The organism is Burkholderia sp. BCC0405 (genome assembly GCF_902833075.1).
Classification (GTDB): Bacteria; Pseudomonadota; Gammaproteobacteria; order Burkholderiales; family Burkholderiaceae; genus Burkholderia.
Window position 1 is genome coordinate 140,296 of the sequence record NZ_CADFEO010000008.1, and the last position, 24,334, is coordinate 164,629.

At 63.6% G+C, this 24,334-nt stretch carries 24 protein-coding genes, 2 tRNA genes and 1 pseudogene; 7 read left to right on the forward strand and 20 right to left on the reverse strand.

Annotated elements, in window-relative coordinates:
- Positions 1–62 precede the first annotated feature (62 nt).
- On the reverse strand, positions 63–380 hold the full coding sequence (locus HWX36_RS15610; protein ID WP_011351791.1) for a hypothetical protein: 318 nt from the start codon (positions 378–380) through the stop codon (positions 63–65).
- A 157-nt stretch (positions 381–537) separates the two neighbouring features.
- Here HWX36_RS15610 and HWX36_RS15615 point away from each other — a divergent pair, with 157 nt between their 5' ends.
- The 3 genes from HWX36_RS15615 to HWX36_RS15625 all read left to right on the forward strand — a co-directional run bounded on the left by HWX36_RS15615 (position 538) and on the right by HWX36_RS15625 (position 2,138).
- Positions 538–1,254, forward strand: a complete 717-nt coding sequence (locus HWX36_RS15615; RefSeq protein WP_175952957.1) for a YdcF family protein — start codon at positions 538–540, stop codon at positions 1,252–1,254.
- A 217-nt stretch (positions 1,255–1,471) separates the two neighbouring features.
- Complete coding sequence (locus tag HWX36_RS15620; RefSeq protein WP_175952958.1) at positions 1,472–1,744, forward strand: hypothetical protein; 273 nt, start codon at positions 1,472–1,474, stop codon at positions 1,742–1,744.
- 136 nt (positions 1,745–1,880) lie between these two features.
- A complete protein-coding gene (locus HWX36_RS15625) occupies positions 1,881–2,138 on the forward strand; it encodes a hypothetical protein (RefSeq protein ID WP_021162409.1) in 258 nt (85 codons plus the stop codon).
- 40 nt (positions 2,139–2,178) lie between these two features.
- Here the strand turns inward: HWX36_RS15625 and HWX36_RS15630 are convergent, their stop codons facing one another.
- From HWX36_RS15630 to HWX36_RS15650, 5 genes are all read right to left on the reverse strand, one after another.
- A complete protein-coding gene (locus HWX36_RS15630) occupies positions 2,179–2,469 on the reverse strand; it encodes a putative quinol monooxygenase (protein WP_175953102.1) in 291 nt (96 codons plus the stop codon).
- A gap of 527 nt (positions 2,470–2,996) precedes the next feature.
- Entirely contained in the window at positions 2,997–4,211 is a 1,215-nt protein-coding gene (bamC, locus tag HWX36_RS15635; protein ID WP_175952959.1) for an outer membrane protein assembly factor BamC, read from the reverse strand.
- A 140-nt stretch (positions 4,212–4,351) separates the two neighbouring features.
- Positions 4,352–4,428, reverse strand: a tRNA-Pro gene (locus HWX36_RS15640).
- 153 nt (positions 4,429–4,581) lie between these two features.
- Positions 4,582–5,295, reverse strand: coding sequence for a methyltransferase domain-containing protein (locus HWX36_RS15645; RefSeq protein WP_175952960.1), 714 nt, complete (start codon positions 5,293–5,295; stop codon positions 4,582–4,584).
- Positions 5,296–5,420: 125 nt separating this feature from the next.
- The gene (locus HWX36_RS15650; RefSeq protein ID WP_175952961.1) at positions 5,421–5,585 is read right to left on the reverse strand and encodes a hypothetical protein; all 165 of its coding nucleotides are present in this window, start codon (positions 5,583–5,585) and stop codon (positions 5,421–5,423) included.
- Between the two features lie 139 nt (positions 5,586–5,724).
- Here HWX36_RS15650 and HWX36_RS37770 point away from each other — a divergent pair.
- Together HWX36_RS37770 and HWX36_RS15660 are read left to right on the forward strand one after the other, a co-directional pair.
- Positions 5,725–6,508: pseudogene (locus tag HWX36_RS37770) on the forward strand (tyrosine-protein phosphatase).
- Between the two features lie 336 nt (positions 6,509–6,844).
- Positions 6,845–9,055, forward strand: a complete 2,211-nt coding sequence (locus tag HWX36_RS15660; RefSeq protein WP_175952962.1) for a hypothetical protein — start codon at positions 6,845–6,847, stop codon at positions 9,053–9,055.
- A 79-nt stretch (positions 9,056–9,134) separates the two neighbouring features.
- Here the strand turns inward: HWX36_RS15660 and HWX36_RS15665 are convergent, their stop codons facing one another.
- The 12 genes from HWX36_RS15665 to HWX36_RS15720 form a co-directional block, all read right to left on the reverse strand.
- On the reverse strand, positions 9,135–9,548 hold the full coding sequence (locus HWX36_RS15665) for a MerR family transcriptional regulator (protein WP_175952963.1): 414 nt from the start codon (positions 9,546–9,548) through the stop codon (positions 9,135–9,137).
- Positions 9,549–9,609: 61 nt separating this feature from the next.
- Entirely contained in the window at positions 9,610–9,996 is a 387-nt protein-coding gene (locus HWX36_RS15670) for an integration host factor subunit alpha (protein WP_006486093.1), read from the reverse strand.
- A gap of 71 nt (positions 9,997–10,067) precedes the next feature.
- On the reverse strand, positions 10,068–12,497 hold the full coding sequence (gene pheT, locus HWX36_RS15675) for a phenylalanine--tRNA ligase subunit beta (RefSeq protein ID WP_175952964.1): 2,430 nt from the start codon (positions 12,495–12,497) through the stop codon (positions 10,068–10,070).
- Between the two features lie 96 nt (positions 12,498–12,593).
- Positions 12,594–13,607, reverse strand: coding sequence for a phenylalanine--tRNA ligase subunit alpha (pheS, locus tag HWX36_RS15680; protein WP_048244063.1), 1,014 nt, complete (start codon positions 13,605–13,607; stop codon positions 12,594–12,596).
- Positions 13,608–13,755: 148 nt separating this feature from the next.
- Positions 13,756–14,115 (reverse strand): 50S ribosomal protein L20, encoded by a 360-nt coding sequence (gene rplT, locus HWX36_RS15685; protein ID WP_004192938.1) that lies wholly within the window; start codon positions 14,113–14,115, stop codon positions 13,756–13,758.
- 29 nt (positions 14,116–14,144) lie between these two features.
- Complete coding sequence (rpmI, locus tag HWX36_RS15690; RefSeq protein ID WP_004191477.1) at positions 14,145–14,342, reverse strand: 50S ribosomal protein L35; 198 nt, start codon at positions 14,340–14,342, stop codon at positions 14,145–14,147.
- Positions 14,343–14,530: 188 nt separating this feature from the next.
- Entirely contained in the window at positions 14,531–15,055 is a 525-nt protein-coding gene (gene infC / locus HWX36_RS15695) for a translation initiation factor IF-3 (protein ID WP_071734130.1), read from the reverse strand.
- Between the two features lie 49 nt (positions 15,056–15,104).
- Positions 15,105–17,012 carry a threonine--tRNA ligase gene (gene thrS / locus HWX36_RS15700; RefSeq protein ID WP_175952965.1) on the reverse strand — a complete coding sequence of 636 codons (1,908 nt, stop codon included), beginning with the start codon at positions 17,010–17,012 and terminating at the stop codon, positions 15,105–15,107.
- A gap of 272 nt (positions 17,013–17,284) precedes the next feature.
- Positions 17,285–17,361 (reverse strand) — tRNA-Val (locus tag HWX36_RS15705).
- A gap of 87 nt (positions 17,362–17,448) precedes the next feature.
- On the reverse strand, positions 17,449–19,683 hold the full coding sequence (locus HWX36_RS15710; RefSeq protein ID WP_175952966.1) for a bifunctional (p)ppGpp synthetase/guanosine-3',5'-bis(diphosphate) 3'-pyrophosphohydrolase: 2,235 nt from the start codon (positions 19,681–19,683) through the stop codon (positions 17,449–17,451).
- A gap of 39 nt (positions 19,684–19,722) precedes the next feature.
- A complete protein-coding gene (locus HWX36_RS15715; RefSeq protein ID WP_175952967.1) occupies positions 19,723–20,076 on the reverse strand; it encodes a RidA family protein in 354 nt (117 codons plus the stop codon).
- Positions 20,077–20,155: 79 nt separating this feature from the next.
- Complete coding sequence (locus HWX36_RS15720) at positions 20,156–21,052, reverse strand: alpha/beta hydrolase (RefSeq protein WP_175952968.1); 897 nt, start codon at positions 21,050–21,052, stop codon at positions 20,156–20,158.
- Positions 21,053–21,167: 115 nt separating this feature from the next.
- Here HWX36_RS15720 and HWX36_RS37775 point away from each other — a divergent pair, with 115 nt between their 5' ends.
- Entirely contained in the window at positions 21,168–22,073 is a 906-nt protein-coding gene (locus HWX36_RS37775; RefSeq protein WP_347879217.1) for an SDR family oxidoreductase, read from the forward strand.
- Positions 22,074–22,155: 82 nt separating this feature from the next.
- Here HWX36_RS37775 and HWX36_RS15735 read toward each other — a convergent pair whose 3' ends face one another.
- Positions 22,156–22,797: a CoA transferase subunit B gene (locus tag HWX36_RS15735; RefSeq protein ID WP_047900502.1), complete on the reverse strand. Its 642-nt coding sequence runs from the start codon at positions 22,795–22,797 to the stop codon at positions 22,156–22,158.
- Between the two features lies 1 nt (position 22,798).
- Positions 22,799–23,503 (reverse strand): CoA transferase subunit A, encoded by a 705-nt coding sequence (locus tag HWX36_RS15740; protein ID WP_175952969.1) that lies wholly within the window; start codon positions 23,501–23,503, stop codon positions 22,799–22,801.
- A gap of 223 nt (positions 23,504–23,726) precedes the next feature.
- Between HWX36_RS15740 and HWX36_RS15745 the strand changes: the two genes are divergently transcribed.
- Positions 23,727–24,272: a LuxR C-terminal-related transcriptional regulator gene (locus tag HWX36_RS15745; RefSeq protein WP_175952970.1), complete on the forward strand. Its 546-nt coding sequence runs from the start codon at positions 23,727–23,729 to the stop codon at positions 24,270–24,272.
- Positions 24,273–24,334: the final 62 nt, after the last annotated feature.

Genomic DNA, 24,334 nt, shown 5'->3' on the forward strand with positions numbered 1-24,334 from the left:
TACGGGCTTTTTTTTGGGCGTCGCCAGCCCCACGCCGATGCGGGCGGCGGGAGGATCGGCCGCTACAGGCGGCTTTCGAGAATCGCCACGGCACTCGCTTCGCTCAATGCGTAGTCGGCCATGCGGCGATCTGTCCAGGAAAGTAATTTCTCGTCGCGCTCGAGGCGCGAGAATTCGGCTCGACCGCTTTCGGTCAGCACGGCAATGTCGACCGGTGCATGGAAGCCCGGCGCGGGGGCAACGGTTTTCTGCCTGACCGTGTCCATCAGCCCGAGCGAACGGAGATACTCGAACACGCCCGGGCGGCGTGCCCACGGTACCTGGCGGTACTGCACTCGTCTCAATGCGTCGAGCACCGCTTCGTTGGAATACGTGGCCATCTCGATTCTTTCTTAAAGTGCAGCGACAATGCGAAGCGGCGCGCCGGGCGGCGTGTCCGCCCGCCGATACCGCCACCGATTCTGGAGGCCGACGTTCGGCGTCGCGTCAGGGCCGGATCGTCAGCCGTCCATAAAAAGACACCATACCCCAATCAAATTGATTCTGTTCGATTCATTTGCACTTCTCTTCATCTGTTTCATGCTCTGCCGCAAGCGGCGACGAATCATCTCGATCGCCGCCGCTGCGCTGTTCTGGCTGCTCGCAACGGGCTGGCTCGCCGCGCCGCTGATCGCCTGGAGCGAGGCAGGCGTCGTACCCGTCGAGCACCCGGACATGCACGGGCGGACCACACTGATTCTCATCGGCGCCGGCACGAAGCGCACCGACTCCGGGCTGCGGCCGCCATCTGACGGGGCCGCTCGCATCCACAAGATCGCGGCGCTCTACCGCACCTGCCGACAGCAAGCAGAGCGCTGCACCGTGGTGATGTCGGGCGGCGACCCGGAGAATCACGGCGAAACCGAGGCTGCCGTATACGGGCGCGAACTCGTCGCCGAAGGCGTCGCGCCTGCGGATCTCGTTCTGGAACCGGATAGCCGCACGACCTACGAAAATGCGAAATTCACTGCATCTATACTACGCTCACAGCATGACGACGCACGCATTCTCGTCACTTCGTCATACCAGATGCGCCGCGCATTGCTCGATTTCCACCGTTTCGGGATCGATCCGCAGCCCGTTTATGCGAATCGCCGACGCGCGCAAACGGGTTGGCTGCCGCGCTGGCTCAATGTGGTCAACGCCGAGCAGGCGCTGCACGAACTGGTCGGCATCGCTCAGTTCCATGTCTATCGATGGCTTGGATGGTTCTGACGGCTGCGGGGAAACCGGGCCGAAATGACTACGGCGGCGATGGCAAGCGCGTGACGAAACGTGCGAAGTGTTGCGCGACTTCAACGGGGCCTTGCGTCGCGCCACGATCCAATGCACATTGATCCGTCACTTTTGTTACACTCGACACGCACTCGATTGCAGTCGCCAGACAAAACGGCAACACTCGGGTTCATCACCACTTAGCGGAGGTAAAGCAATGAAGAAGACGTCCCTGGCTATCCTGGTAGCGATGTCGGCGCTGACTGGCGCAGCGTATGCGCAAGAGAGCACGGAAATCAAGACGATTACCGATCCGGCCAAGATCTCCGAGATCGAGCAGCGCGCACAGGCACTGCAACAGCAGCAAGCGGCTGAAGCCGCACAGCCGGCGATGCAGGAAGAGCATCATCATCACCACGGCAAGAAGGCTGCTCACCACAAGGCTGCTGCGAAGAAGGCTGCCAAGGCCGCAGACGCTGCCAGCCAGTAAGTTCGGCGGTACCGCACAAGCGAAAAGCCGAATCCGGGCAACCGGGTTCGGCTTTTTTGGTTGCGGTGCCCGTGCGCTGTGCTAAAGTCGCGCACCGAAATTTTCCACCCGTGCGCACCCCGGTGCGGAGGACAGCATGAGCAACATTCAACTCGACATCGAGTGGACCGAAGCCGCCACTCGCCAGATCAAGCAACTGATGCCCCGCGGCTCGGCTGACGCGTTCCTCGCGCTGCCGCCGATCGAGTGCCTGCCGATGGAGGGCGACGTGCTTTTCCTCGGCCCGCAAGGCAAGCAGCAACCGTTCATCGTCGCAGAGCGCCAGTACCATCACGACGGCGACGCCGACTGGACGATCATCCTGATCCTCGACGTACCCAACACGTCGCACTGACGCACCCCGCGACCGGACGCGTCCGGTCGCCCCACCCGGCTCAGGCGAGCTTCGACAGCACGCGGATTTCGGAACGCTCGATCCAGTTCGCGGCCGCTTCGCGATAAGCGAGAATGTGCGCGGAGCGCGCATGAGCAGCAAGCGCCTCCTCGCTTGCCCACCGCTCAACGAATACGAACCGCGCGGGCTCGTTCAAGTCCCGGTGCAGGTCGTACTGCAATGCCCCTGCTTCGTTGCGGGTCGGCTCGACGATCCCTTCGAGCTGGGCACGCAACTTCTCCTCGGCGCCCGGCTTCGCCACGATCAGCGCCACGACTGCAATTTCCGCCATTCCCGCCTCCTTCATCTTGAGAAGTCCGAGAATACGCGAATCGTGCATCGGCTGCGCCAGCACGGGTTCGCACGAAAGCCCCCAAAAAAAATAGCCCGCGCTTCAGAGAAGCGCGGGCGAAACCGTCGCCCTACGAGGATAGGCGACGGGGCCATCGAGATCCGCACGCTGGCGCGGATCGTCATCAGTTGCGCCGACGCTTGTCGCGTCGACATTCGAGGACGTCGATACCGTTGATCGGGCGCTCGCGGCACCCCCCCCGGTATCTGACGCCATCCTCCCTGTTTCAACAATTTCAACATATAAAGCAGGTTGCGTGCCAGCCACGCATAATCGACTACCTTATTGATTTATAAGGAAAATTTTTTACCATCGACAATGTCGCATACGTTTTTCAGCCGTAACACGCGGATGTTACGTAACGTCACGAGGAGGGACGGAACCCTCCCGCACATGTGCGCGCCGGCGAGCGGCCATAAAAAAGCCCGCCATGTGGCGGGCTTTGCAGTGGCGGAGCAACGCCGAAATCAGCGGAGCTGATTCACGAGCAACCCCATGATCTGACGAGCCGGTGACGAGGTGTCAATTGCGCCCGAATCGTCGACGACCGCGACACGCGTCTGGTCGGCCGTGAGTGCCTTCACGTTGACACGGTATTGCTTCGCCTGCTTTTCCTTCTTGCCGTGGAACAACTGGCTCCAGAAGCCCTGCTCGGCCGAAGTCAGATCCTTCGGATCGACATAGCGCACGAAATACAGGCCCTTCGTGCGATCGCGATCGTCGACCGTGAAGTTCGCACGATCGAGCGCGAGACCGACGTGCAGCCACGACCGGTCGTACGGCTCGCCAAGCGTGACTTCCGACGGGACGGCAGCTTCAGCCGCATCGTTGCCTTGCGCCGACGTGCGCGAGACGTTTTGCGCGGCAATCGCTGCAGCAGCCTTCGACGATGCGTCGGCGTCGGCCTTCTTGTCCTTGTCCTTCGGTATCGTGTTGTCCTTGATGTTCGCGATTGGCGGCTCGCCGTTCTTCGCGCGCTGCTCGTTCTGTGCGAGCACCGCCATCAATCGCTTCAGGTATTCGGTCTCGAGTGCCGGATCATTCGGCTTCGGTTCCCACTTGCTCGAATCGTTGTTCGAGCCCGTGATCGCTTCGCGCATCCCCTTCTGGCTGATGAAGACATAGGTGCCCCCATTCGGCGCCGAATCGAGACGCGTGCGGTACTTGTTGCGCTCGGCCGTCACGTACGAGTTGCCCATCGCCTTCGAGATCACGCTACGGATCAGGCCGTCGTTGATCTGCGGATGAGTTTCGTTCCAGTCGGTTTCCATCACGCCCTTGTCGCGCTGGTCGACGACGAGCAGGAAGCCCTGCTCCTGCCAAAACCGGCGAACCTGCGGCCAGATGTCGGCCGGCTGCTTGCCGTCGATCACGAGCCAGCTCTCGGTGCCATCGCGCTGGATATGCATGCCGGTCACGGCCGGAGCGACAGTGTCCAGCGCAGGCGCTGCCTGTTGGACCTGCTGAAGCGCGGACAGGGAAGTCGCGCCGCCCTGGGGCGGCAGCGAACGCTGATCGGCCGTCTCGTCGAGCATATTGGGCGGCACTGCGAGCGACGCTTCCTTCGATTTCGAATCGCTCTTGTAGTCCACTTTCGTGGGCGACGACGTACCGCAACCGGCAACGAGCGCGCCGGTGGCGAGCACTGCAGCGAACCGCATGGTAAGACGAAGATCAGTCATGTTCGGGGAATCCTCTTCCGCTAAATCACGGCGCTTTCCGTGGATCAACCTTGCATTTTACCGGGGCCGCGCCACGATGTGCAAAAAAGCGACGGGCAAGAAAAAACCCGCGTCAGCGTAAGCTGACGCGGGTTCTTGTCTGGTCGGGGCGAGAGGATTTGAACCTCCGACCACCTGCACCCCATGCAGGTACGCTACCAGGCTGCGCTACGCCCCGAAAGAAAAAAATTATAACAGACAGTTTTCCGATTTAGAACGGGTCGCATGCATTTTGTGCGTATTCTTGTGAATTTTTTTGGCGTGACGGTTCCGATGCAAGCAACGACGCGCATGGCATGGCGCCCTGCGCACCGGCCACACGACCTCGCATTCACCGCTTGCGCGCGACACAGATGACCGTCAGCCCGGCGACGCGGTTGAAACGGAACATCGGCAACTCGATCCGGCAGACCGTCTTGAGCAGGCCGTTCACGAACGGATGATGACGACGCAATTGCGACGCCGGCGCGCTCGGTTGCCGCCGCACGCGCTCACCGAGCCGCAACGCTGCCGCGAGCGGAAACGTGAGGCCGAAATAATAGGCGCCGTGCTCGACGTCGAGCCCCGCCCGACGGACCACGTCCTCGAGACTGCCGAGCGTATATCGGCGCTTGTGCTCCAGAAAATCATCATGACCGCTCCAGAGGAACTGGAACGCGGGAACCGTGATCAGGAAGCGGCTGCCCGAAGGCGCACCCTCTACATACTGCGTGAGCAGACCGACATCGTCATCGACATGCTCGAGCACGTCCATCAGCAACACGAGATCGGCATCGAATCGATCAACGGATCGCCGAAAGTGGATGGGCTTGCCGGCCGCCTCGCCATCGGTATCGTCGGCGTAGCTCGTATCGACACACCATGCTTCCGTCGCCTGCGTACGCTCCAGCAAGTGCTTCGAGAAGAAGCCGGAGCCTGCACCGACATCGAGTATCCGGTTCGCGGCTGGCGCCCCCAGGAACCGACGGATCGCACTCGCCTTCGACGCGTAGTACCAGTGATCGCCCACGCCCGCACCCAATACGTCGACTTCCTTGAGATCCATGACGCTTCCCCGTGATGGCTACCGTGCTTTGGTCGATATAGTCACTGCTACCGATCTTACCTCGCTGCTGCCACCGATCCTACCTGCCCCAACGCGCAACCGACAGTGGCAACCCGCTTTCCAATCTAGTCGAAAAGGACGATGGCCGGTTCGCCGCAAATCACTACCGTGCGGTTACCCGGCGCGAGATCGATGCGTGCGGGCGAACCGTCCGACTGCATGCCGATCGATCCGGACGCCCCCGGCTTTGCCGCGCCGCGCGTGATACGGGCGGCGGCTTCGGTCACCACCGAAGTCGCGACCTCTTGTAACCGTCTCCGACACAGGGCATTGAATGCATCGGAAAAACGAAATTTCCCGTCGACATTTTCTCCGGCTGGGCATCGGCACGATAGGCGTGGCGCCGGGAAGCGCATCGCTTCTGTCGGCATGCGGAGGCGACTCGATTTCGGTCGCGCCCGTCACGACACCGCAGCTGAGTTCCGCATCGAATTTTCGCGACACGGCCGGCCCGGACGGAACCGGCTACGTGACAACGAGCGGCGCCGAGATCAAGAAAGGCGTAATCTATCGCTCATCCGCGCTCGCGTTGTCGCCGCGGATGTCGCCGCCGTCGGCACGCTCGGGATCAGGCAAGTTTGCGACCTGCGCACGCCCGCCGAGATCAAGACGCAACCGGATGTGCCGCTGGCCGGCGCCACCTGGCAAAACCTCAACGTGCCCGAGGCCGCTAGCATCGATCCGATCCCGACCACCGGCGCCACCGCGACGGCTTTCATGTTGAGCATGTACCCGTGCGTTCGTCACGTCGGACACCGCGCATGCCAGCTATCACGCGCTCTTCACCGGTTTCGCCGTCTCCGGCGAAAACCTGGTGTTCCACTGCACCGCCGGCAAGGATCGCACGGGCTGGGCAACCGCGATCCTGCACACGATCCTCGGTGCGTCCGAGCAGACGATATTCTCCGACTATCTGCTAACGAACGTCTATAGCGCATCGGAAATCGCCGCTTCGGTCGCTCAGGCACAAAATGCCGGCGGGCAAAATTCGGCAGACATGATGACCGCGCTACAAGACGCACACACCGACTATCTGCAGGCGGCATTCGATCAGGTCACCGCGTCGTACGGCTCGATGGCGTCGTATATCGCGAACGGCCTGCAACTCGACCAGACGACGCTGAACGCAATCCGGCAGCACATGCTGGTCTGACCGACCCGCAGGTCGCTGCGAAGGGGCCGGATCGCATCCGCGCCTCGACCGCCGCAAATCAAATCCGACGAAACCCGCACCGGCCAAGGCTGGAGCGGGTTTGCCCAGGCGCAGCAAGAGCCGCCGATGATGGGTCGCGTCAACCAAACGACCGTTTGATCCAGCCGTCCAACCACCCCGAATCCGTTGTCCCGCAGCCCGCCGGCCGGCCCCGTCCGAGCGCCGGTTGTTTGGTAACGCCGCTCTACCGCGCTATGCCACACTGCACCGCATCGACGCTCGCACCGTGCAGTGGCGCGCGCAGCCGTCGATCACGACAAGACATGGAGACAGACGATGCGGAATGCGGTCCGGCGCGGCCATCGCTCGCCTTTGGCAATTTTCGACTGGTTTTCCGGTCCGCCACGCGCGGTCCGCCCCATCTCGCCCAGGACATCCCGCGCGTTCGGCTGCGGCGTGCTGGCGCTCGCCATGCTGTGTGCCGGTTGCGCGGAATCGTCCGCACAGCGCGACAGCAACACGTCGGCCGCGTCGACGAAGATCGAACGCACCAAGGCGGAACGCCTCGCCCGCGAGCAGCAGGTCGCCCGCACCGTGCCGTCGCTCGCATCAATGAGCCTCACGCAATCGCGCCCGTTCACGCTGCGCGACTCGGGCCAGAACGGCGCGATGACGTTCCTGCGCGACGTCGATTTCCGTATCGTCAACAACCTCGGCTTCTTCATCCACCAGCTGTCAGCGACGCTCGTGCCGACGCAGGCCGGCGCGCCGATCGTATTCGACGATCCGACAAGTTTCGAGATCGACGTGCATGAAGGCACGGTCACGCTCGACAACGCGAAGCTGACCGCCCTCTTCAACACCTACATCTTCGGCTACCGCAACGCGCCGCTGCGCAAGCTCGCCGTATCGGCCGGCGACGGCGTGATTCACCTGCAAGGCGAGATGCAGCGCGACGGCTGGGTGCCGTTCTCGCTGACCGGCACGCTCGCGATCCGCGACGGCAGCCAGCTCGTGTTCCATCCGACGGGTGTGCACGTATCAGGCATCGACGCGCAGCCCGTGATGCGCGCGGCCAACGTGAAGATGGCCGACCTGCTGAAAGTCCAGACGCCGATCGCGCAGCTCGCCGGCGACGATCTCGTGATGTCGGTCGACAAGCTGATGCCGCCGCCACGCCTGAAGCTCACGATCACCGCGTTGCGCGTGACGCCGGCCGGCCTCGACCTGAAGCTCGACGACGGCACGCACGCCGGCTTCGCGATGCCCGCGAACGCACCGCAGCAGGCGATGGTCATTCGCGGCGGCGACGTGAAGTTCATGCGCTCGATGCCGATGAACGCGGACATCCTGATCGGCCCGGTCGATTCCACGAAGCCCGGCCAGACTTTCGTGTTCGACCTGTATCACTACCGCGACCAGGTGTCGGCCGGCTACTTCAACTTCGACGAAAGTGGGGCGATGGCAATCCGGATGCCCTCGTATGCGGGCCCGGCCAGCGGCGCGCCGCTCGGCAACGCGGCCGCGCGCCTGAACGACAGCTTCCTCGCCGCGCAGCAAAACGCGCTGCGCGACATACGACAGCACTGGGAAGCCTATGCGCTCGCGGCAAACACCGCCTCCCCCCGCATGCAGAAGGTCGCGATGCGCCGCACGTCGACCACGCCGTTCAACGAACGGCACGTGTCGAACCGCAACCCGACGATCCACTTGCGCAACGTCGACTTCAACCTGTCCGGCGATATCGGCTTTCACGTCGAGGATCTCGACGTGGAACTCGTATCGAAGCGGCCCGGCGACCCCGTCGATCTCGACGACCCGAACCAGTACGACATCCGCATTCTCGGCGGCACCGTCGTCGAGTCGTGGAAGGCGATGTCCGCGCTCTTCAACAACTACCTGCTCGACTACTCGCCGCGCTCGCTCAACGACTTGCAACTGAGCGCGGACGGCACGAACCTGCGTGTCCAGGGCGGCATCAAGCTGTGGAATCACGTGCCGGGTGTCTGGCTGCCGACCGACATGAAGGGCACGCTGTCCGTGCTCGACGACCGGCACCTCGCGTTCAAGCCGTCCCAGGTGTCGGTGCTCGGCATTCCGCAGGCGAAGCTGCTGCGCTCGCTCGGCATCGAGCTCGCTTCGCTGACGCCGTTGCAGCGGCGCGGCGCGGAACTACGTGGCGACACGCTCGTGCTCGACCAGTACACCGTGTTCCCGCCACCCGTACTGAACGGCAAGCTCGGACAGGCGACGGTCGAGCGCGACGGGCTGCGCCTCACGTTCAGGCGCATGGCAGGCGCGCCCGCGCCGCAACGGCCGCAGATCGATGCACCGAGCTACATGTGGATAGAAGGCGGCGACATGAAGATGTTCAACGTGCTCGAACTGAACGTGCGCGCGCTGATCCGGAATTCGGCCGAGGCCGGCCCGATGCGTTTCGACCTGTACGGCTACCGCAGCCAGGTCGCGCAAGGCTCGGTGCGGATGCTGCCGGACGGCACGCTGGTCGTCGACATGGGGCAGAAAAACCCGCTCGCATCACGCTGAAGCGCACACGACACGCATGAAAGAAGCCCGGTAGCACGTCGCCAACCGGGCTTTTCATTTCATCCTTCGCGCTTCGCGCTCAGCCGTGCTTCAGTCCGTCGATCACGTCGAGCAGCGCCTGCCGCAATGCAATGACGTCGACGGTTGCACCCGGCTTGCCCGGCGCGCGTGCATCGGCAGCCTGCGCCTCCGGCTCGACGGGTGTGGCCGCGGTCCGCTCGGCAGCCGGCGAATCGAGCCGGTTGCGCGCACCGTTGATCGTGAATCCCTGCTCGTACAGCAATTCGCGAATCCGCCGGATCAGCAGCACTTCGTGGTGCTGGTAATACCGACGATTGCCACGCCGCTTCACCGGCCGCAGTTGAGTAAATTCCTGTTCCCAATAACGCAGCACATGCGGCTTGACCCCGCACAGTTCGCTGACTTCACCGATCGTGAAGTAGCGCTTCGCGGGAATCGGAGGCAAGACGACTTTCTCAACCGTAGTGGTCATCGTCGGTTAACCGTCGGTAAAGGGTGCGCGGCGGCCGCGCGGGGGCGTCAGCGCGCGGGGCTTACTCCGCGCCGTTTTCGACCAGCGCCTTGAGCTTCTGGCTCGCGTGGAAGGTTACCACCCGGCGGGCCGCGATCGGAATCGCCTCGCCCGTCTTCGGGTTGCGGCCCGGACGCTGCGGCTTGTCGCGCAACTGGAAATTGCCGAACCCCGACAGCTTGACGCTTTCGCCGTTTTCGAGCGCGTCGCGAATCACCTCGAAAAACGCCTCGACCATGTCCTTCGCTTCACGCTTGTTCAGCCCGACGCTGTCGAACAGCAGCTCCGCCAGTTCCGCCTTCGTCAGCGTGGGCGTCTCGGTGGACGCCGGCGCCGAAGCGTCGCGGTTCATGGCGCTGCGTTGCGCCGTCAGGAGGGCTTCGAATTCACTCGAGGTCATGTCGTTCATATCTGCCATACAGCGCGTTAAATCAAAACTTACGATGGAAAAGGCCGCCCGCGAGCGGGCGGACCTTCTCCTTAGCCGCGCAGGCGCGCACCGGCACGAGCTATCCGCTCGACCAGCGTCTGGATCGCCTGATCGACGACCTCGTCCTGCAGCGTGCCAGCCGCGTCCTGCAGCGTCACGCGGAAGGCAAGGCTCTTCTCGTGCTCGGCAAGACCACCGGAAGTATTTGATTTTGCACGAAATTCGTCGAAGAGTACAACCTTCTGAACGAATCGGCAGGCCTCTTCCGCAAGCGCCTTCTTCATTTCGTCGAAAAGTGCCTGAACCTCGACCGCCTGATCGACGACAACGGCGATATCGCGACGAACCGGCGGGAATTTCGACACGTCGGTCGGCGCGGGCAACGCACGCGCAATCAGCGCGTCCGCATCGATCTCGAACATCACCGGCGCGTGCGGCAGCTCGTACTTCTGCATCAGGCGCGGGTGCAGTTCGCCGATCCAGCCGACCGCACGGCCATCGACTTCGATGCGCGCGCTGCGGCCCGGATGGAGGGCCGGATGCTCTGCCTTCACGAAGCGTGCGGCCGCGGGCGCGAGCAGCGCCTCGAGATCGCCCTTCACGTCGAAGAAATCGACCGCGCGGGTCGCCACGCCCCACTGCTCATCGAGCGCCGGACCATAGGCAAGCGCACCGACGCGCTTCGGCTGCACATAACCCTCGACCGTCAGCTCACCGGCCTTCGCCGCCGCATCGGCGAGGAACACGCGGCCAGCCTCGAACACCCGCACGCGATCCGCGCGGCGGTTCAGGTTGTGGCGCAACACGGAAATCAGGCTGCCGAACAGCGTCGTGCGCATCACCGACAATTGGCTCGCGATCGGGTTCAGCAGCCGGATCGGGTTGTCGTTGCCGGCGAAATCGCGCTCCCACTCCGCATCGACGAAGCTGAAGTTGACGGTTTCCGCGTAGTCGCGCGCGGCAAGCGCGTGACGGATGTCGTGGATCGAGCGCCGCGTCTCGTTGGTCGCGCGCATTTCGCTCGTCGCGACCGGCGGACGCGCCGGGATCTTTTCGAAGCCGTAGATGCGCGCCACTTCCTCGATCAGGTCTTCCTCGATCTCGATGTCGAAGCGATGCGACGGCGGCGTGACGAGGAACGCGTCGTCTTCACGCTCGAACGGCAGGCCGAGGCGCGTGAAGATGCTGGCGATCTCGTCGGCGCCGATCTGCACGCCGATGATGCGGTTCGCGCGCGATACGCGCATCTTCACCGGCGCACGCTGCGGCAGGTTCACGGACTGATCGTCGACCGGCCCGGCCTTGCCGCCGCAGATCTCGAGAATCAGTTGCGTGATGCGCTCGACGTGCTCGACGGTCGTCGCGTAATCGACGCCGCGCTCGAAGCGATGCGCCGCATCGGTCGAGAAGTTGTACTTGCGCGCACGGCCGCGGATGCTGTCCGGCCACCAGAATGCGGCTTCCAGGTAGATGTTGGTCGTATCGAGCGTAACGGCCGTGCTGTCGCCACCCATGATGCCGGCCAGGCTTTCGACCTGGCGGTCGTCCGAAATCACGCCGACCGTTTCATCGAGTTCGACCGTGTTGCCGTTGAGCAGCTTCAGCGATTCGCCGCGCTTGCCCCAACGCACCTCGATGCCGCCGTGGATCTTGTCGAGATCGAACACGTGCGACGGACGGCCGAGCTCGAACATCACGTAGTTCGAGATGTCGACGAGCGCCGACACGCTGCGCTGGCCGGACCGCTCGAGGCGCTCGACCATCCACTGCGGGGTCTTCGCATGCGCGTTCACGCCGCGGATCACGCGCCCCGAGAAACGGCCGCACAGATCGGGCGCGGCAATATGCACCGGCAGCGTCTCGTCGAGCTCGACGCGCACCGGGCGGATGTCGACCGGCGTCAGCGGCGCGCCGGTGATCGCGGCCGTCTCGCGTGCGATGCCGAACACGGACAGGCAGTCGGCCTTGTTCGGCGTCAGCTTGATTTCGAAGATCGTGTCGTCGAGATTGAGCGTCTCGCGGATGTCCTGGCCGACCGGCGTGTCTTCCGGCAGCACCAGCAGGCCGCTGTGATCCTCGGACAGCTTCAACTCGCGCGCCGAGCACAGCATCCCCTGGCTCTCCACGCCGCGCAGCTTCGACAGCTTGATCGCGAACGGCTTGCCGCCCTCTTCTGCCGGCGGCAGTTCCGCGCCGACCAGCGCGACCGGCACCTTGATGCCGGGCGCGACGTTCGGTGCGCCGCAGACGATATTCAGCGTCGCGCCGGTGCCGGCGTCGACCTGGCAGACATTGAGCTTGTCCGCATCCGGATGCTTGACGACTTCGAGCACGCGGCCGACGACGATCTTCGACGTCGGCGGCGCAGCCTTGCTCAGCGATTCGACTTCGAGCCCCGCCATCGTCAGCGCGTGCGACAGTTCGTCGGTCGTCAGCTGCGGGTCGACAAAGGTTCTCAACCAGGATTCAGGGAATTGCATGGATGTCTACGTTCGAAACAGGTTAGATCGACGCCCGGGCCCCGTCGGATCGGCCGTCGGGGCGTGCGCGGGCACAGGTCGGCGCGGCGCGCGGCGTTACGCGAACTGGCGCAGGAAACGCAGGTCGTTCTCGAAGAACAGCCGGAGATCCTGGACGCCGTAGCGCAGCATCGTCAGGCGCTCGAGGCCGCTGCCGAACGCAAAGCCGATGTAGCGCTCGGGATCGAGGCCCATGTTGCGAATCACGGTCGGATGCACCTGCCCCGAACCGGAGATCTCAAGCCACTTGCCGGCGTTCTTGCCTTGCTCGAACATCATGTCGATCTCGGCCGACGGTTCCGTGAACGGGAAATACGACGGACGGAAGCGCACGAGGATGTCGTCGCGCTCGAAGAATTTTTTCAGGAAGTCGGTATAGACGCCCTTGAGGTCGGCGAAGCTGATGTTTTCGTCGATCCACAGCCCCTCGACCTGATTGAACATCGGCGAGTGGGTCGCATCGCTGTCGACGCGATACGTGCGGCCCGGCGCGATCACCTTGATCGGCGGACGGTTCATGCGCGCGTAACGCACCTGCATCGGGCTCGTGTGCGTGCGCAGCAGCAGCTGGCGGCCGTCGGCATCCTTGCCTTCGACGTAGAAGGTGTCCTGCATCGAACGCGCCGGATGGTTCTCCGGGCTGTTCAGCGACGTGAAGTTGTACCAGTCGGTCTCGATTTCGGGGCCGTCGGCCACATCGAAGCCGATCGAGCCGAAAATCTGTTCGACACGCTCCCACGTGCGCATCACGGGGTGCAGGCTGCCGGCTCCGGCGCCGCGGCCCGGCAACGTCACGTCGATCGCTTCGGCGGCGAGGCGCTGATTCAGCAGCGCGTCGGCCAGTGCCTGACGACGTGCGGTCAGCGCGGCTTCAACCTGCTGCTTCGCGACGTTGATGCGTGCGCCTTCGGTCTTGCGTGCTTCGGGATCGAGCTTGCCGAGACCCTTCAGCAACTCGGTCAGCGCGCCCGACTTGCCGAGAAATCGTGCTTTCTCGTTTTCGAGCGTGGTGATGTCGGCAGCCTGTTCGAAGGACTGCTGCGCGTCGGCGACAATCTGGTCCAGATCCATAGATCCCATCATTTCCAACGTCATTCGGTCTTGGCGAGCGAAATCGCCCACCAAACAAAAAAGGGGCTCGGAAGAGCCCCGTTTTCGCTGCAGCGGCCGAGACTACCGGAACATCGCTGCAACTAACCACGCAGTGCTAATTTCGCAATTAGGCTGCAACGGCGGCTTTCACCTGCTTGACGATCGCAGCAAAAGCAGCCTTGTCGAACACCGCCATATCGGCCAGCACCTTACGGTCGAGTTCGATCGACGCCTTCTTCAGGCCGTTGATGAACACGCTGTAGGTCATGTCGTGCTGGCGAACTGCCGCGTTGATACGCGTGATCCACAGTGCGCGGAACACACGCTTCTTGTTGCGGCGATCGCGGTACGCGTACTGACCAGCGCGCATCACCGCCTGCTTGGCGATGCGGTAGACGTTATTGCGGCGGCCGCGATAACCCTTGGCCAGGTTGATGATCTTCTTGTGGCGGGCCCGTGCGGTTACCCCACGTTTGACTCGAGGCATGTTTCTCTCCTTAGAGTATCAGTTAGGGGTTACGCGAACGGCAGCATCGCGCGGACGGAGTTCAGATCGGAATCATGAACTGCCGTTGCGCCGCGCAGGTGACGCTTGTTCTTCGTGGTTTTCTTGGTCAGGATGTGACGCTTGAAGGCTTGACCGCGCTTGACGGTACCGCCCGGCCGCACCACGAAGCGCTTTGCAGCACTCTTCTTGGTCTTCATCTTAGGCATGACGAACAACTCCAGTTTATTAGATGGCGATGGGTGTGCGGTTGGCTTGCGCCCTTGACCCGCCCTTCGAAACCCAGTCCACTTGTGTACGGCGAACCGCTTGCGCAGCCGCCGTCATTGTTGGCACGCCGCCCTGACGGGCAACGCGCCGAACCACTGCGAACCTGCGCGCGAAGCGCGCGGGCCCGTTACTTCTTTTTCTTCGGCGAAAGCACCATGATCATCTGGCGCCCTTCCATCTTCGGCATCTGCTCGACCTGGCCGACTTCCTCGAGATCCGTGCGCAGACGCTCAAGCATCCGCATACCGATTTCCTGGTGAGCCATTTCGCGGCCGCGGAAACGCAACGTGATCTTCGTCTTGTCGCCTTCTTCGAGGAAGCGCACGAGATTGCGGAGCTTGACGTTGTAGTCACCGTCATCGGTACCCGGGCGGAACTTGACTTCCTTGACCTGGATGACCTTCTGCTTCAGCTTCGCTTCGTGTTGCTTTTTCGATTCCTGGTACTTGAACTTGCCGTAATCCATCAGACGGCAAACCGGGGGAACCGCTTGCGGCGCGATTTCCACCAGGTCAACATCCAGTTCTTCCGATTTACGGAAAGCATCAGCGAGTTTTACGATACCGAGCGGCTCGTTCTCGATCCCGACCAGGCGCACTTCCGGCGCAGTGATTTCACCGTTGATGCGGTGCGACGACTTATCAGTAGCGATGTTACGTTTCCTCTAAAAATTAAAAAAACGAGCCGCGCTGCCAGGGCGGTTACTTGAACGACCGCAGGTCTTCCTGCAAACGCTCAACGAAGGCTTCGACCGGCATCACGCCAAGATCGACGCCGCCACGGGCACGCACGGCTACCGTTTGCGCATCACGCTCCTTATCCCCCACGACGAGGAGATAAGGCACCTTTTCCAGCGTGTGCTCGCGTATTTTATAGCTAATCTTCTCATTGCGCAAATCGGCCGTCACTCTAACCCCTTGTTTTTGCAACGATTGGGCCAGAGATTGCGCATATTCGGCCTGACTTTCGGCGATATTGAGCACAACTGCCTGGAACGGCGCGAGCCAGGCCGGCATCGCACCAGCGTGGTGCTCGATCAAAATGCCGAGGAAACGCTCCATCGAACCGACGATTGCACGGTGCAGCATCACCGGACGACGGCGGCTGCTGTCATCCGCGACATACTCGGCGCCGAGACGCTCCGGCAGCACCATGTCGAGCTGCAGCGTGCCGCACTGCCACGAACGGCCGAGCGCATCCTTGATGTGATACTCGATCTTCGGACCGTAGAACGCACCCTCACCCGGCAGTTCTTCCCACGTGAGGCCGCAGGCCGTCAGCGCATCGCGCAGGCCCTGCTCGGCGCGATCCCAGGTTTCGTCCGTACCCGCACGTTGCTCCGGGCGAAGCGACAGCTTGATGTCGATGTGATCGAAGCCGAAGTCCTTGTACACGCTCATTGCCAGCGTGTTGAACGCGATCGATTCGGAGATGAACTGGTCTTCCGTACAGAAGATGTGCGCATCGTCCTGCACGAAGCCGCGCACGCGCATCAGGCCGTGCAGCGCGCCCGATGCCTCGTTGCGGTGGCACGAACCGAATTCCGCGTAACGCAGCGGCAGGTCGCGGTACGAACGCAGGCCGTGCTTGAACACCTGGACGTGGCCCGGGCAGTTCATCGGCTTGATCGCGTAGTCGCGCTTCTCCGACTCCGTCGTGAACATGTTCTCGCGGTAGTTCTGCCAGTGGCCCGACGCCTCCCACAGCGAGCGGTCCATGATCATCGGCGTCTTGATCTCGAGGTAACCGGCTTCGCTCACGCGGCGGCGCATGTACTGCTCGACCTGCTGCCACAGCGCCCAGCCCTTCGGATGCCAGAACACCATGCCGGGCGACTCTTCCTGCATGTGGAACAGGTCGAGCTGCTTGCCGAGCTTGCGGTGGTCGCGCTTTTCCGCTTCCTCGAGCATGTGCAGGTACTGATCCTGGTCTTCCTTCTTCGTCCAGGCCGTGCCATAGATGCGCTGCAGCTGCTCGTTCTTCGAATCGCCGCGCCAGTACGCGCCCGCGACCTTCATCAGCTTGAAGACCTTCAGCTTGCCGGTGGACGGCACGTGCGGGCCGCGACACAGATCGGTAAAGCCGCCGTGCGAATACAGCTTGATTTCATCGCTTTGCGGAATCGATTCGATGATCTCGGCCTTGTACTTCTCGCCGATGCTGCGGAAGTAGCCCGCCGCTTCGTCGCGCGACACGACACGGCGCGTGACGGGCTCGTCCTTCTTCACGAGTTCCTGCATGCGCTTTTCGATCTTTTCCAGATCTTCCGGCGTAAACGGACGGTTGTACGAGAAGTCGTAATAGAAACCGTTGTCGATCACCGGGCCGATCGTCACCTGCGCGTCCGGATACAGTTCCTTCACCGCGTACGCGAGCAAGTGCGCCGTCGAGTGACGGATGATGTCGAGGCCGTCGGCGTCCTTGTCGGTCACGATCGCGAGCGACGCGTCGCGGTCGATCACGGCCGACGTATCGACGAGCTCGCCATCGAGCTTGCCACCAAGCGCAGCCTTCGCAAGGCCGGGACCGATCGAGGCTGCAACCTCGGCAACTGTCACCGGATGCTCGTATTGTCGAACTGAGCCGTCAGGCAAGCGTATCGAAACCATAGCAATCTCCGTGATGCCGACAGTGGGCGGCAGACCAGGTACGCGATTTAAAAATCACGCGGGAAAATTTCGCGACAAAAAAAATGCGGCCCCGCTTTCGAGGGGCCGCATTCGATACTTCACTCAAACTGAAAGGGCGAAAGGGTTCCTCGACTAGCGTCGCTCCGAAAAGGTTTCGGTCAACGTTCGCGGTGTCATAACCGTATTCGCCTTGTTTGCGTTGAGTTATTTGCTGCATCGAACACCCGGAGGACCGGGCATTCTCAATTCGTTGGTAGGCTCGATTGGACTCGAACCAACGACCCCCACCATGTCAAGGTGGTGCTCTAACCAGCTGAGCTACGAGCCTAGTGAAGCTAAGATTATATGGAGCCGTTACCCGTTTGGCAAGTATTTTTATGCAGTCGCAGCAAAATAACGGTGTTCGAACCCCATATCAGGACTTCCGACCGGCCCGCACGACGCCCTGCACCTCGCCGAGCAGCGTGCACGCGCGCTGCACCTGCGCCGAGTTCGACACCTCGACCGTGAACTGCATGAATGCCGCGTTGCGGCGGCTCTGCGTCTTCACGCCCACGACGTTCATCTTCTCGCGCGCGAACACTTCGGAGATGTCGCGCAGCAACCCTTGCCGGTCGCTCGCCTCGATCATCAGGTCGACCGGATAGACGGACGCGCCTCGCCCGCCGAGCACGTCGGCCGACCAGGTCGTCTGCAGCACGCGCTCCGGCGCGCGCTCGACCATCCGGCGGAAGGTCGGGCAATCGGTGCGATGGATCGACATCCCCTTGCCGCGCGTGACGAAACCACTGATCGGATCGGGCGGCGCCGGACGGCAGCAGCGCGCGAGCTGGGTCAGCAGCGCGTCGACACCCACGACCAGCACGCCGGTCGACGCGCCGTGCGCCACGCTCGCACCGCTGCTGCGCTTCTCGAAATCGGCAGGCGCCTCGGGCGCCGGTTCGGGTGGCGGCGCATCGGACAGCGCGTGCTCGACATTGCGCAGGCTGAACTCTTCCTTGCCGACGACCGAGAACAGCTCCTCGGGCGACTTGAAGCCGAGCTTCGCGGCGAGGTTGTCCAGGTTGACCGACGTCTTGCCCTCGCGTTGCAGCGTCTTTTCGACGAGCGCGCGGCCATGCGAGACGTTTTCTTCCTGCTCGATCGAGTTGAACCACGCCCGCACCTTCTGACGCGCGCGCGAGCTCTTCAAATAGCCGAGCTGCAGGTTCAGCCAGTCGCGCGACGGCCCGCCCTCCTTCACCGCGACGATCTCGACCGTCTGGCCGTTTGCGAGCGGCGTGTTGAGCGGCACCATCGCGCCGTCAACACGCGCGCCACGGCAGCGATGGCCAAGTTCGCTGTGCAGGTGGTACGCGAAATCGACCGGCGTCGCACCCTGCGGCAACGCGATCACACGCGCCTGCGGCGTCAGCACGTAGATGTGGTCGTCGTCGAGCGACGTCTCGCGCAATTGCGCCCACGCCTTGTCGCCCGACTTTTCCGCGCCGTCCTCGACGTCATCCTTCCATGCGAGCAACTGGCGCAGCCATGCAATCTTCTCGTCGTACTTGTCGCTCGCCGAGAACTGGCCTCCATAGCCGCGCGCGCCGGCTTCCTTGTAGCGCCAGTGCGCGGCAACGCCGTACTCGGCGAAACGGTGCATCTCCTGCGTGCGGATCTGCACTTCGAATGCGCGGCCGTCGTCGCCGATCACCACCGTATGCAGCGACTTGTAGCCGTTCGGCTTCGGTCGCGAGATGTAGTCGTCGAATTCCTTCGGCACCGGCTGCCACAGGTGATGCACGATGCCGAGCACCGCGTAGCAATCCTTGATGTCCGGCACGATCACGCGAAATGCGCGCACGTCGTACAACTCGGAAAAATCGAGCTCCTTGCCGCGCATCTTGCGCCAGATGCTGTAGATATGCTTCGGCCGGCCGCTCACTTCGGCCTGGATGTTCGCGTCCGCCAGCTCGTGCTGCAGCCGCGCGATCGCCTGCGTGACGTACGCCTCGCGCTCGATGCGCTTCTCGTCGAGCAGCTTCGCGATCCGCTTGTAGGTCACGGGATCCTCGAAGCGGAACGCGAGATCCTCGAGCTCCCACTTCAGTTGCCAGATACCGAGCCGGTTCGCGAGCGGGGCATAAATCTCGAGCGTCTCGCGCGCAACGTCGGGCGGCGGGTCGATCTTCGCAGCCGCGTAGTAGCGCAGCGACTGCAACCGCGACGCGAGCCGGATCAGCACCACGCGGATGTCCTGCGCGAATGCAAGCAGCATCTTGCGCAGCGCCTCGATCTGCGTGCGCCGCTCTTCCGCCGCGTCGCGCCCGGAGTCGGGTTTCGCGTTCTGCGCGGCGCGCAGGCTGACGGTGCCGAGCCGCAGCAGCTTGCGCACGTCGGACACGAGCCGCGCCACTTCCTCGCCGAAACGCTCGGTCAGCTCGCGCTCGGGATCGCTCAGGTGCGGCGTCAGCACAAACAGCGCAGCGGCCTGCATCGCAGACGGATCGACGTTCAGCGTGCGCATGATCGCCGCCGTGCCCGCCGAGTGATCGGCCAGCAATTCGCCGGACGACAGGCGCGCGTCTCCGGCCCGCTCGCGCACGAACGCGAGCACGTCGTCGAACGACGGCGCCGCGATGGAAGAGGCGGAAGCGGATTCGGTCATTGCACGGTCTGGCGAATTACGGTCATCGTCGGATAACGCTCAGCTCCGTTGCGCGGCGACGACGACGATCTCGACGAGCAGCGCCGGATCCGCGAGCTTCGCCTCGACGGTTGCGCGCGGCGGCGTGTTGCCCTGCGCGACCCATGCGTCCCACTCCGCATTCATGCCCTCGAAGTTCGCCAGATCCGAGATGTAGATCTGCACCGACAGCAGATGCGCCTTGTCGCTGCCCGCTTCGGCGAGCAGGCGGTCGATGTGGCCGAGCACTTCGCGCGTCTGGCCCCTGATGTCCTGCGTGGTGTCTTCGGCGATCTGGCCGGCCAGATACACGGTACCGTTGTGGATCGCGGTTTCGGAGAGTCGGGCCCCGACGTGGTGACGAATGACTGCCATGAAATGTTCCGGTCGTGATGGGTAAGGAATCGGGCGGCAACACGGCCCGCGTGCCGCCGAACCGCATATTATGACGCGTTTATGCGCTGCCTTCGACGAAAAACCGCCGCGCGAGCGCAATCTGATCGGCGCTGACGAACGCCGGCGCGTGGCCCGCACCCGGAATTTCGACGTGCGTCACATGCCGGCCGCGACCTACCATTTCGGCCGCCGTCTCGCGCGACAGCAAGTCGGACGTCTCGCCGCGCACGACCAGCAGCGACGCGTCCGTCGTCTCGATCGCGCGCCATAGCGCGGCCTCGCCGAGTGCGGCCAGTTCGGGCGTCGTCGCCTTGAACGGCTCGGCGATGCGCGGATCGTAGCGCATCGTCCAGCCGCCTTCGGGCAGCTCTTGCAGCAATGGCCCGTTGATCTCGCGCCACTCGTCGGCACTCAGCGCACCAAACGGCAGCGACAGCGACGTCAGATAGTCGATCCCCTCCTGCTCCGTCGCAAACCGCGGCTGTACGCCGAGGTATTCGCCGATGCGCGTAAGCGAATCGGGTTCGATACGCGGACCGACGTCGTTGACGATCATCCGGCGCAGCGGCGAACCGGGCAGCCCCGCGAGCGCCAAGCCGATCAGGCCACCCATCGACGTGCCGAACCAGTCGACCGATTCGACGTCGAGCCGCGCGATCAGCGTCACCGCGTCGGCCACGTACTGCGGAATCGCATAGAGCCGCGGATCGGAGAGCCGGTCCGACCGGCCACGCCCGACGACATCGGGGCAGACGACGCGATACGTATCGGACAGCGCGGAGGCGAGCCTGTCGAAATCGCGCCCGGAGCGGGTCAGGCCGTGCACGCAGACAAGCACGCGCGGATTCGCGGGATCGCCCCATTCGGTATAGGCGACGTGGTGCAGGCCGGCCGCGCTCGCACACTGCACGCGCCGCTGGCGGGGAACCGGGGGATTCGCTGGAGTCGTTGGCATCGTTGGCATCCTGTCGAACGGGGGGCGACGCGCGGGACAACGCTTGCGGCGCCTGATGCAAACGATTGTAAACCGCTTCGGAATGACGAGGCGTCACGCGCCTGGCCCATCGACCGTGGCGGGTTCAATCGCCGCGGCGCCACGCGTCCCGCAACTGCTCGCGCAATTCGCGATGTGCCGCGACGACGAGCGCCGCGTCCCGGCCGAAACACGCGACATGGTCGAAGCGGCGACGGGCCTGCGGCCGACCGGGTACAACTGCAACTGGCTGCGGCGCGGACCGCATACGCTGTCGCTACTGAAGAAACTCGGCTGCGCGTATCACATCGACGACGGCGGTCGCGACGAGCCGTTCACCGAGACCGTCGGCGGTCGCGATTTCGTGGTGGTCCCGTACACGCTGCGCAACAACGACATCCTGCTGATCGAAGGTCGCAACTACTCGCCGACGATGTGCCAGGCGCGCACGTGCGGACCGAAACGCTCAACATCACGAATACCGCGGACTTCGATGAATTCTGCGCGCGCCGGCCAGTTCGACCACGTCGTGATTTCCGCCGCGAATACTGCCACTGGCCCCGTCCGTGCATGGCCGCTTGCCGACGCGCAAGTGGCGATGGACAGCAAGTTCTGGGGCGCATACCGCATCGCCCGCGCAATCGATATCGCGCCCGGCGGTTCGCTGACGTTCGTGTCGGCCTACCTCAGTGTGCGGCTGAACGCGTCGTCGGTCCTGCAAGGCGCGATCAACGCGGCGCTCGAGGCGCTCGCTTGCGGCCTGGCACTCGAGCTGGCGCCGGTTCGCGTGAATACCGTGTCGCCGGGCCTGATCGCGACGCCGCTGTGGGACAAGCTCGCCCCCTACGCAAGCGACGCGATGTACGCCGGCGCCGCACAGCGGCTTCCGGAACGCAGAGTCGGCCAGCCGGAGGATGTCGCGCATGCGATCCTGTATCTGGCGGCGACGCCTTATGCCACCGGTTCGACGGCACTGATCGACGGCGGCGGCGCGATCGCGTGATGCATGCATTCACGACAAAACCAAAACGCCCCGCGTTCCGTCAGGCGCGCGGGGCGTCGAGAATGACGCAACAAGGTGACGCTCAGGCCACCGCGCTGACGTCGAGCGGTGCGCCCGTCTTCGCCTGGATCTCGTCGGCGCTCACGCCGTCGGCGAGCTCGAGGACCTTCAGCCCGGCCGGGGTGACTTCGATCACGCCGAGATCGGTGATGATCAGGTCGACCACGCCGACACCCGTCAGCGGCAGGTTGCATTCGTCGAGGATCTTGTGTTGATCGCCCTTCGCGACGTGCTCCATCAGCACGACGACGCGCTTCACACCGGCGACGAGATCCATCGCGCCGCCCATCCCCTTGATCATCTTGCCCGGGATCATCCAGTTCGCGAGATCGCCCTGCTTGCTGACCTGCATCGCGCCGAGGATCGCGAGGTTGATATGGCCGCCGCGAATCATCGCGAACGAATCGGCCGACGAGAAGATCGACGAGCCCGGCAGCGTCGTGACGGTCTGCTTGCCGGCGTTGATGAGATCGGCGTCGACTTCGTCTTCGGTCGGCGACGGGCCGATGCCGAGCAGGCCGTTCTCCGACTGCAGCCACACCTCGACGCCTTCCGGCACGTGGTTCGCAACGAGCGTCGGCAGGCCGATGCCGAGGTTCACGTAGAAGCCGTCCTGCAGTTCCTTCGCCGCGCGCGCGGCCATCTGGTCACGATTCCAGGCCATGTCAGTCTCCTTTCGCGCGTACGACGCGTTGTTCGATGCGTTTTTCGGGCGTCGCGTTCAGCACGATGCGCTGCACGAAAATCCCCGGCGTATGGATGTGGTCCGGATCGAGCTCGCCGTTCTCGACGATCTCCTCGACCTCCGCGACGGTGATCTTGCCGGCCATCGCACACATCGGGTTGAAGTTGCGCGCGGTGCGGCGAAAAATCAGGTTGCCGGACTTGTCGGCCTTCCAGGCCTTCACGAGCGCGACATCGGCCGTCAGCGACGGCTCGAGCACGTAGTGGCGATCGCCGAACTGGCGCGTTTCCTTGCCCTCCGCGATCACGGTGCCGTAGCCCGTGTTCGTGAAGAACGCCGGAATGCCCGCGCCACCCGCCCGCAGCTTTTCGGCGAGCGTGCCTTGCGGCGTGAATTCGAGCTCGAGTTCACCGGCCAGATACTGGCGTTCGAACTCCTTGTTCTCGCCGACGTACGACGAGATCATTTTCTTGATCTGGCGCGTTTCCAGCAGCAGGCCGAGGCCGAAACCGTCGACGCCCGCGTTGTTGCTGATGCAGGTGATGCCCTTGACGGCCGAATCGCGCAACGCCGCGATCAGCGCCTCCGGAATCCCGCACAGGCCGAAGCCGCCCACCGCGAAGGTCTGTCCGTCGTGGACGATCCCTTCCAGCGCGGCAGCCGCGCTTGGATAGACTTTGTTCATCTGTTGTCCCTTCCTTTATGGAAACCAGCAAAACCGGTTCACGCGCCCACCTGGCCCGCAAGCCCGCCGCATCATTCTATGCATGCGCGGCGATGCCTGCGTCGAGGCGCGCTGTTTTTATGTCGCGGCAAACCGCCGTGAGATGCCTGAAAGGGTACGATGCGGCGCGGATGCGGCACAATACGCAAAAATACATAAGCGTTTGCCTCCGGTTGCCCGCGCCATGCCCGCTCTCGATTACCAGACTGCCTTCCACCTCGCGCCGCTCGGCCTCGTGATGTCGCGCGACCGCGTGATCGAGGACTGCAACGACGCGCTCGCGTCGATCTTCCGCTGCGTGCGGGCCGACCTCATCGGAAAGTCGTACGAGGTGCTCTACCCGTCGACGGACGAATTCCAGCGAATCGGCGAACGGATCTCGCGCGTGATGGCCGCGAACGGCATCTACTCGGATGACAGAATCATGAAACGGGCGGACGGCGAACTGTTCTGGTGCCACGTCACCGGCCGCGCGATCGACCGCACCGCGCCACTTGCGGCGGGCGTGTGGACCTTCGAGGATTTGAGCGCGACGCGCCGGGTCGCCGTCGAACTGACCCCGCGCGAGCGCGAGATCGCCGCGCAGCTCGCGACCGGCAAGACCAGCAAACAGATCGGGCGCGTGCTCGACATCAGTTCGCGCACGGTCGACATCTACCGCGCACGGCTGATGCGCAAGTACGGGACCAACAATACCCCGGAGCTGCTGCAGCGCCTGCTCGGGCAGTGAATGGCGGCTCCCTGACGACAATCGGCCGCATATGGCAGCCGATTCGGGAAATAACGGGTATG

Bases quoted from the DNA above. Each gene is read 5' to 3' on its own strand.
- HWX36_RS15735 (WP_047900502.1), bottom strand. From the start codon at position 22,797: ATGGCCTGGAATCGTGACCAGATGGCCGCGCGCGCGGCGAAGGAACTG.
- HWX36_RS15720 (WP_175952968.1), bottom strand. From the start codon at position 21,052: ATGCCAACGACTCCAGCGAATCCCCCGGTTCCCCGCCAGCGGCGCGTG.
- HWX36_RS15620 (WP_175952958.1), top strand. From the start codon at position 1,472: ATGAAGAAGACGTCCCTGGCTATCCTGGTAGCGATGTCGGCGCTGACT.
- pheT (WP_175952964.1), bottom strand. From the start codon at position 12,497: ATGCAATTCCCTGAATCCTGGTTGAGAACCTTTGTCGACCCGCAGCTG.
- rpmI (WP_004191477.1), bottom strand. From the start codon at position 14,342: ATGCCTAAGATGAAGACCAAGAAGAGTGCTGCAAAGCGCTTCGTGGTG.
- HWX36_RS15745 (WP_175952970.1), top strand. From the start codon at position 23,727: ATGCCCGCTCTCGATTACCAGACTGCCTTCCACCTCGCGCCGCTCGGC.
- HWX36_RS15645 (WP_175952960.1), bottom strand. From the start codon at position 5,295: ATGGATCTCAAGGAAGTCGACGTATTGGGTGCGGGCGTGGGCGATCAC.
- pheS (WP_048244063.1), bottom strand. From the start codon at position 13,607: ATGGATCTGGACCAGATTGTCGCCGACGCGCAGCAGTCCTTCGAACAG.
- HWX36_RS15630 (WP_175953102.1), bottom strand. From the start codon at position 2,469: ATGGCGGAAATTGCAGTCGTGGCGCTGATCGTGGCGAAGCCGGGCGCC.
- HWX36_RS15710 (WP_175952966.1), bottom strand. From the start codon at position 19,683: ATGACCGAATCCGCTTCCGCCTCTTCCATCGCGGCGCCGTCGTTCGAC.
- HWX36_RS15715 (WP_175952967.1), bottom strand. From the start codon at position 20,076: ATGGCAGTCATTCGTCACCACGTCGGGGCCCGACTCTCCGAAACCGCG.
- HWX36_RS15670 (WP_006486093.1), bottom strand. From the start codon at position 9,996: ATGAACGACATGACCTCGAGTGAATTCGAAGCCCTCCTGACGGCGCAA.
- HWX36_RS15665 (WP_175952963.1), bottom strand. From the start codon at position 9,548: ATGACCACTACGGTTGAGAAAGTCGTCTTGCCTCCGATTCCCGCGAAG.
- HWX36_RS15610 (WP_011351791.1), bottom strand. From the start codon at position 380: ATGGCCACGTATTCCAACGAAGCGGTGCTCGACGCATTGAGACGAGTG.
- rplT (WP_004192938.1), bottom strand. From the start codon at position 14,115: ATGCCTCGAGTCAAACGTGGGGTAACCGCACGGGCCCGCCACAAGAAG.
- bamC (WP_175952959.1), bottom strand. From the start codon at position 4,211: ATGACTGATCTTCGTCTTACCATGCGGTTCGCTGCAGTGCTCGCCACC.
- HWX36_RS15660 (WP_175952962.1), top strand. From the start codon at position 6,845: ATGCGGAATGCGGTCCGGCGCGGCCATCGCTCGCCTTTGGCAATTTTC.
- HWX36_RS15740 (WP_175952969.1), bottom strand. From the start codon at position 23,503: ATGAACAAAGTCTATCCAAGCGCGGCTGCCGCGCTGGAAGGGATCGTC.
- HWX36_RS15625 (WP_021162409.1), top strand. From the start codon at position 1,881: ATGAGCAACATTCAACTCGACATCGAGTGGACCGAAGCCGCCACTCGC.
- thrS (WP_175952965.1), bottom strand. From the start codon at position 17,012: ATGGTTTCGATACGCTTGCCTGACGGCTCAGTTCGACAATACGAGCAT.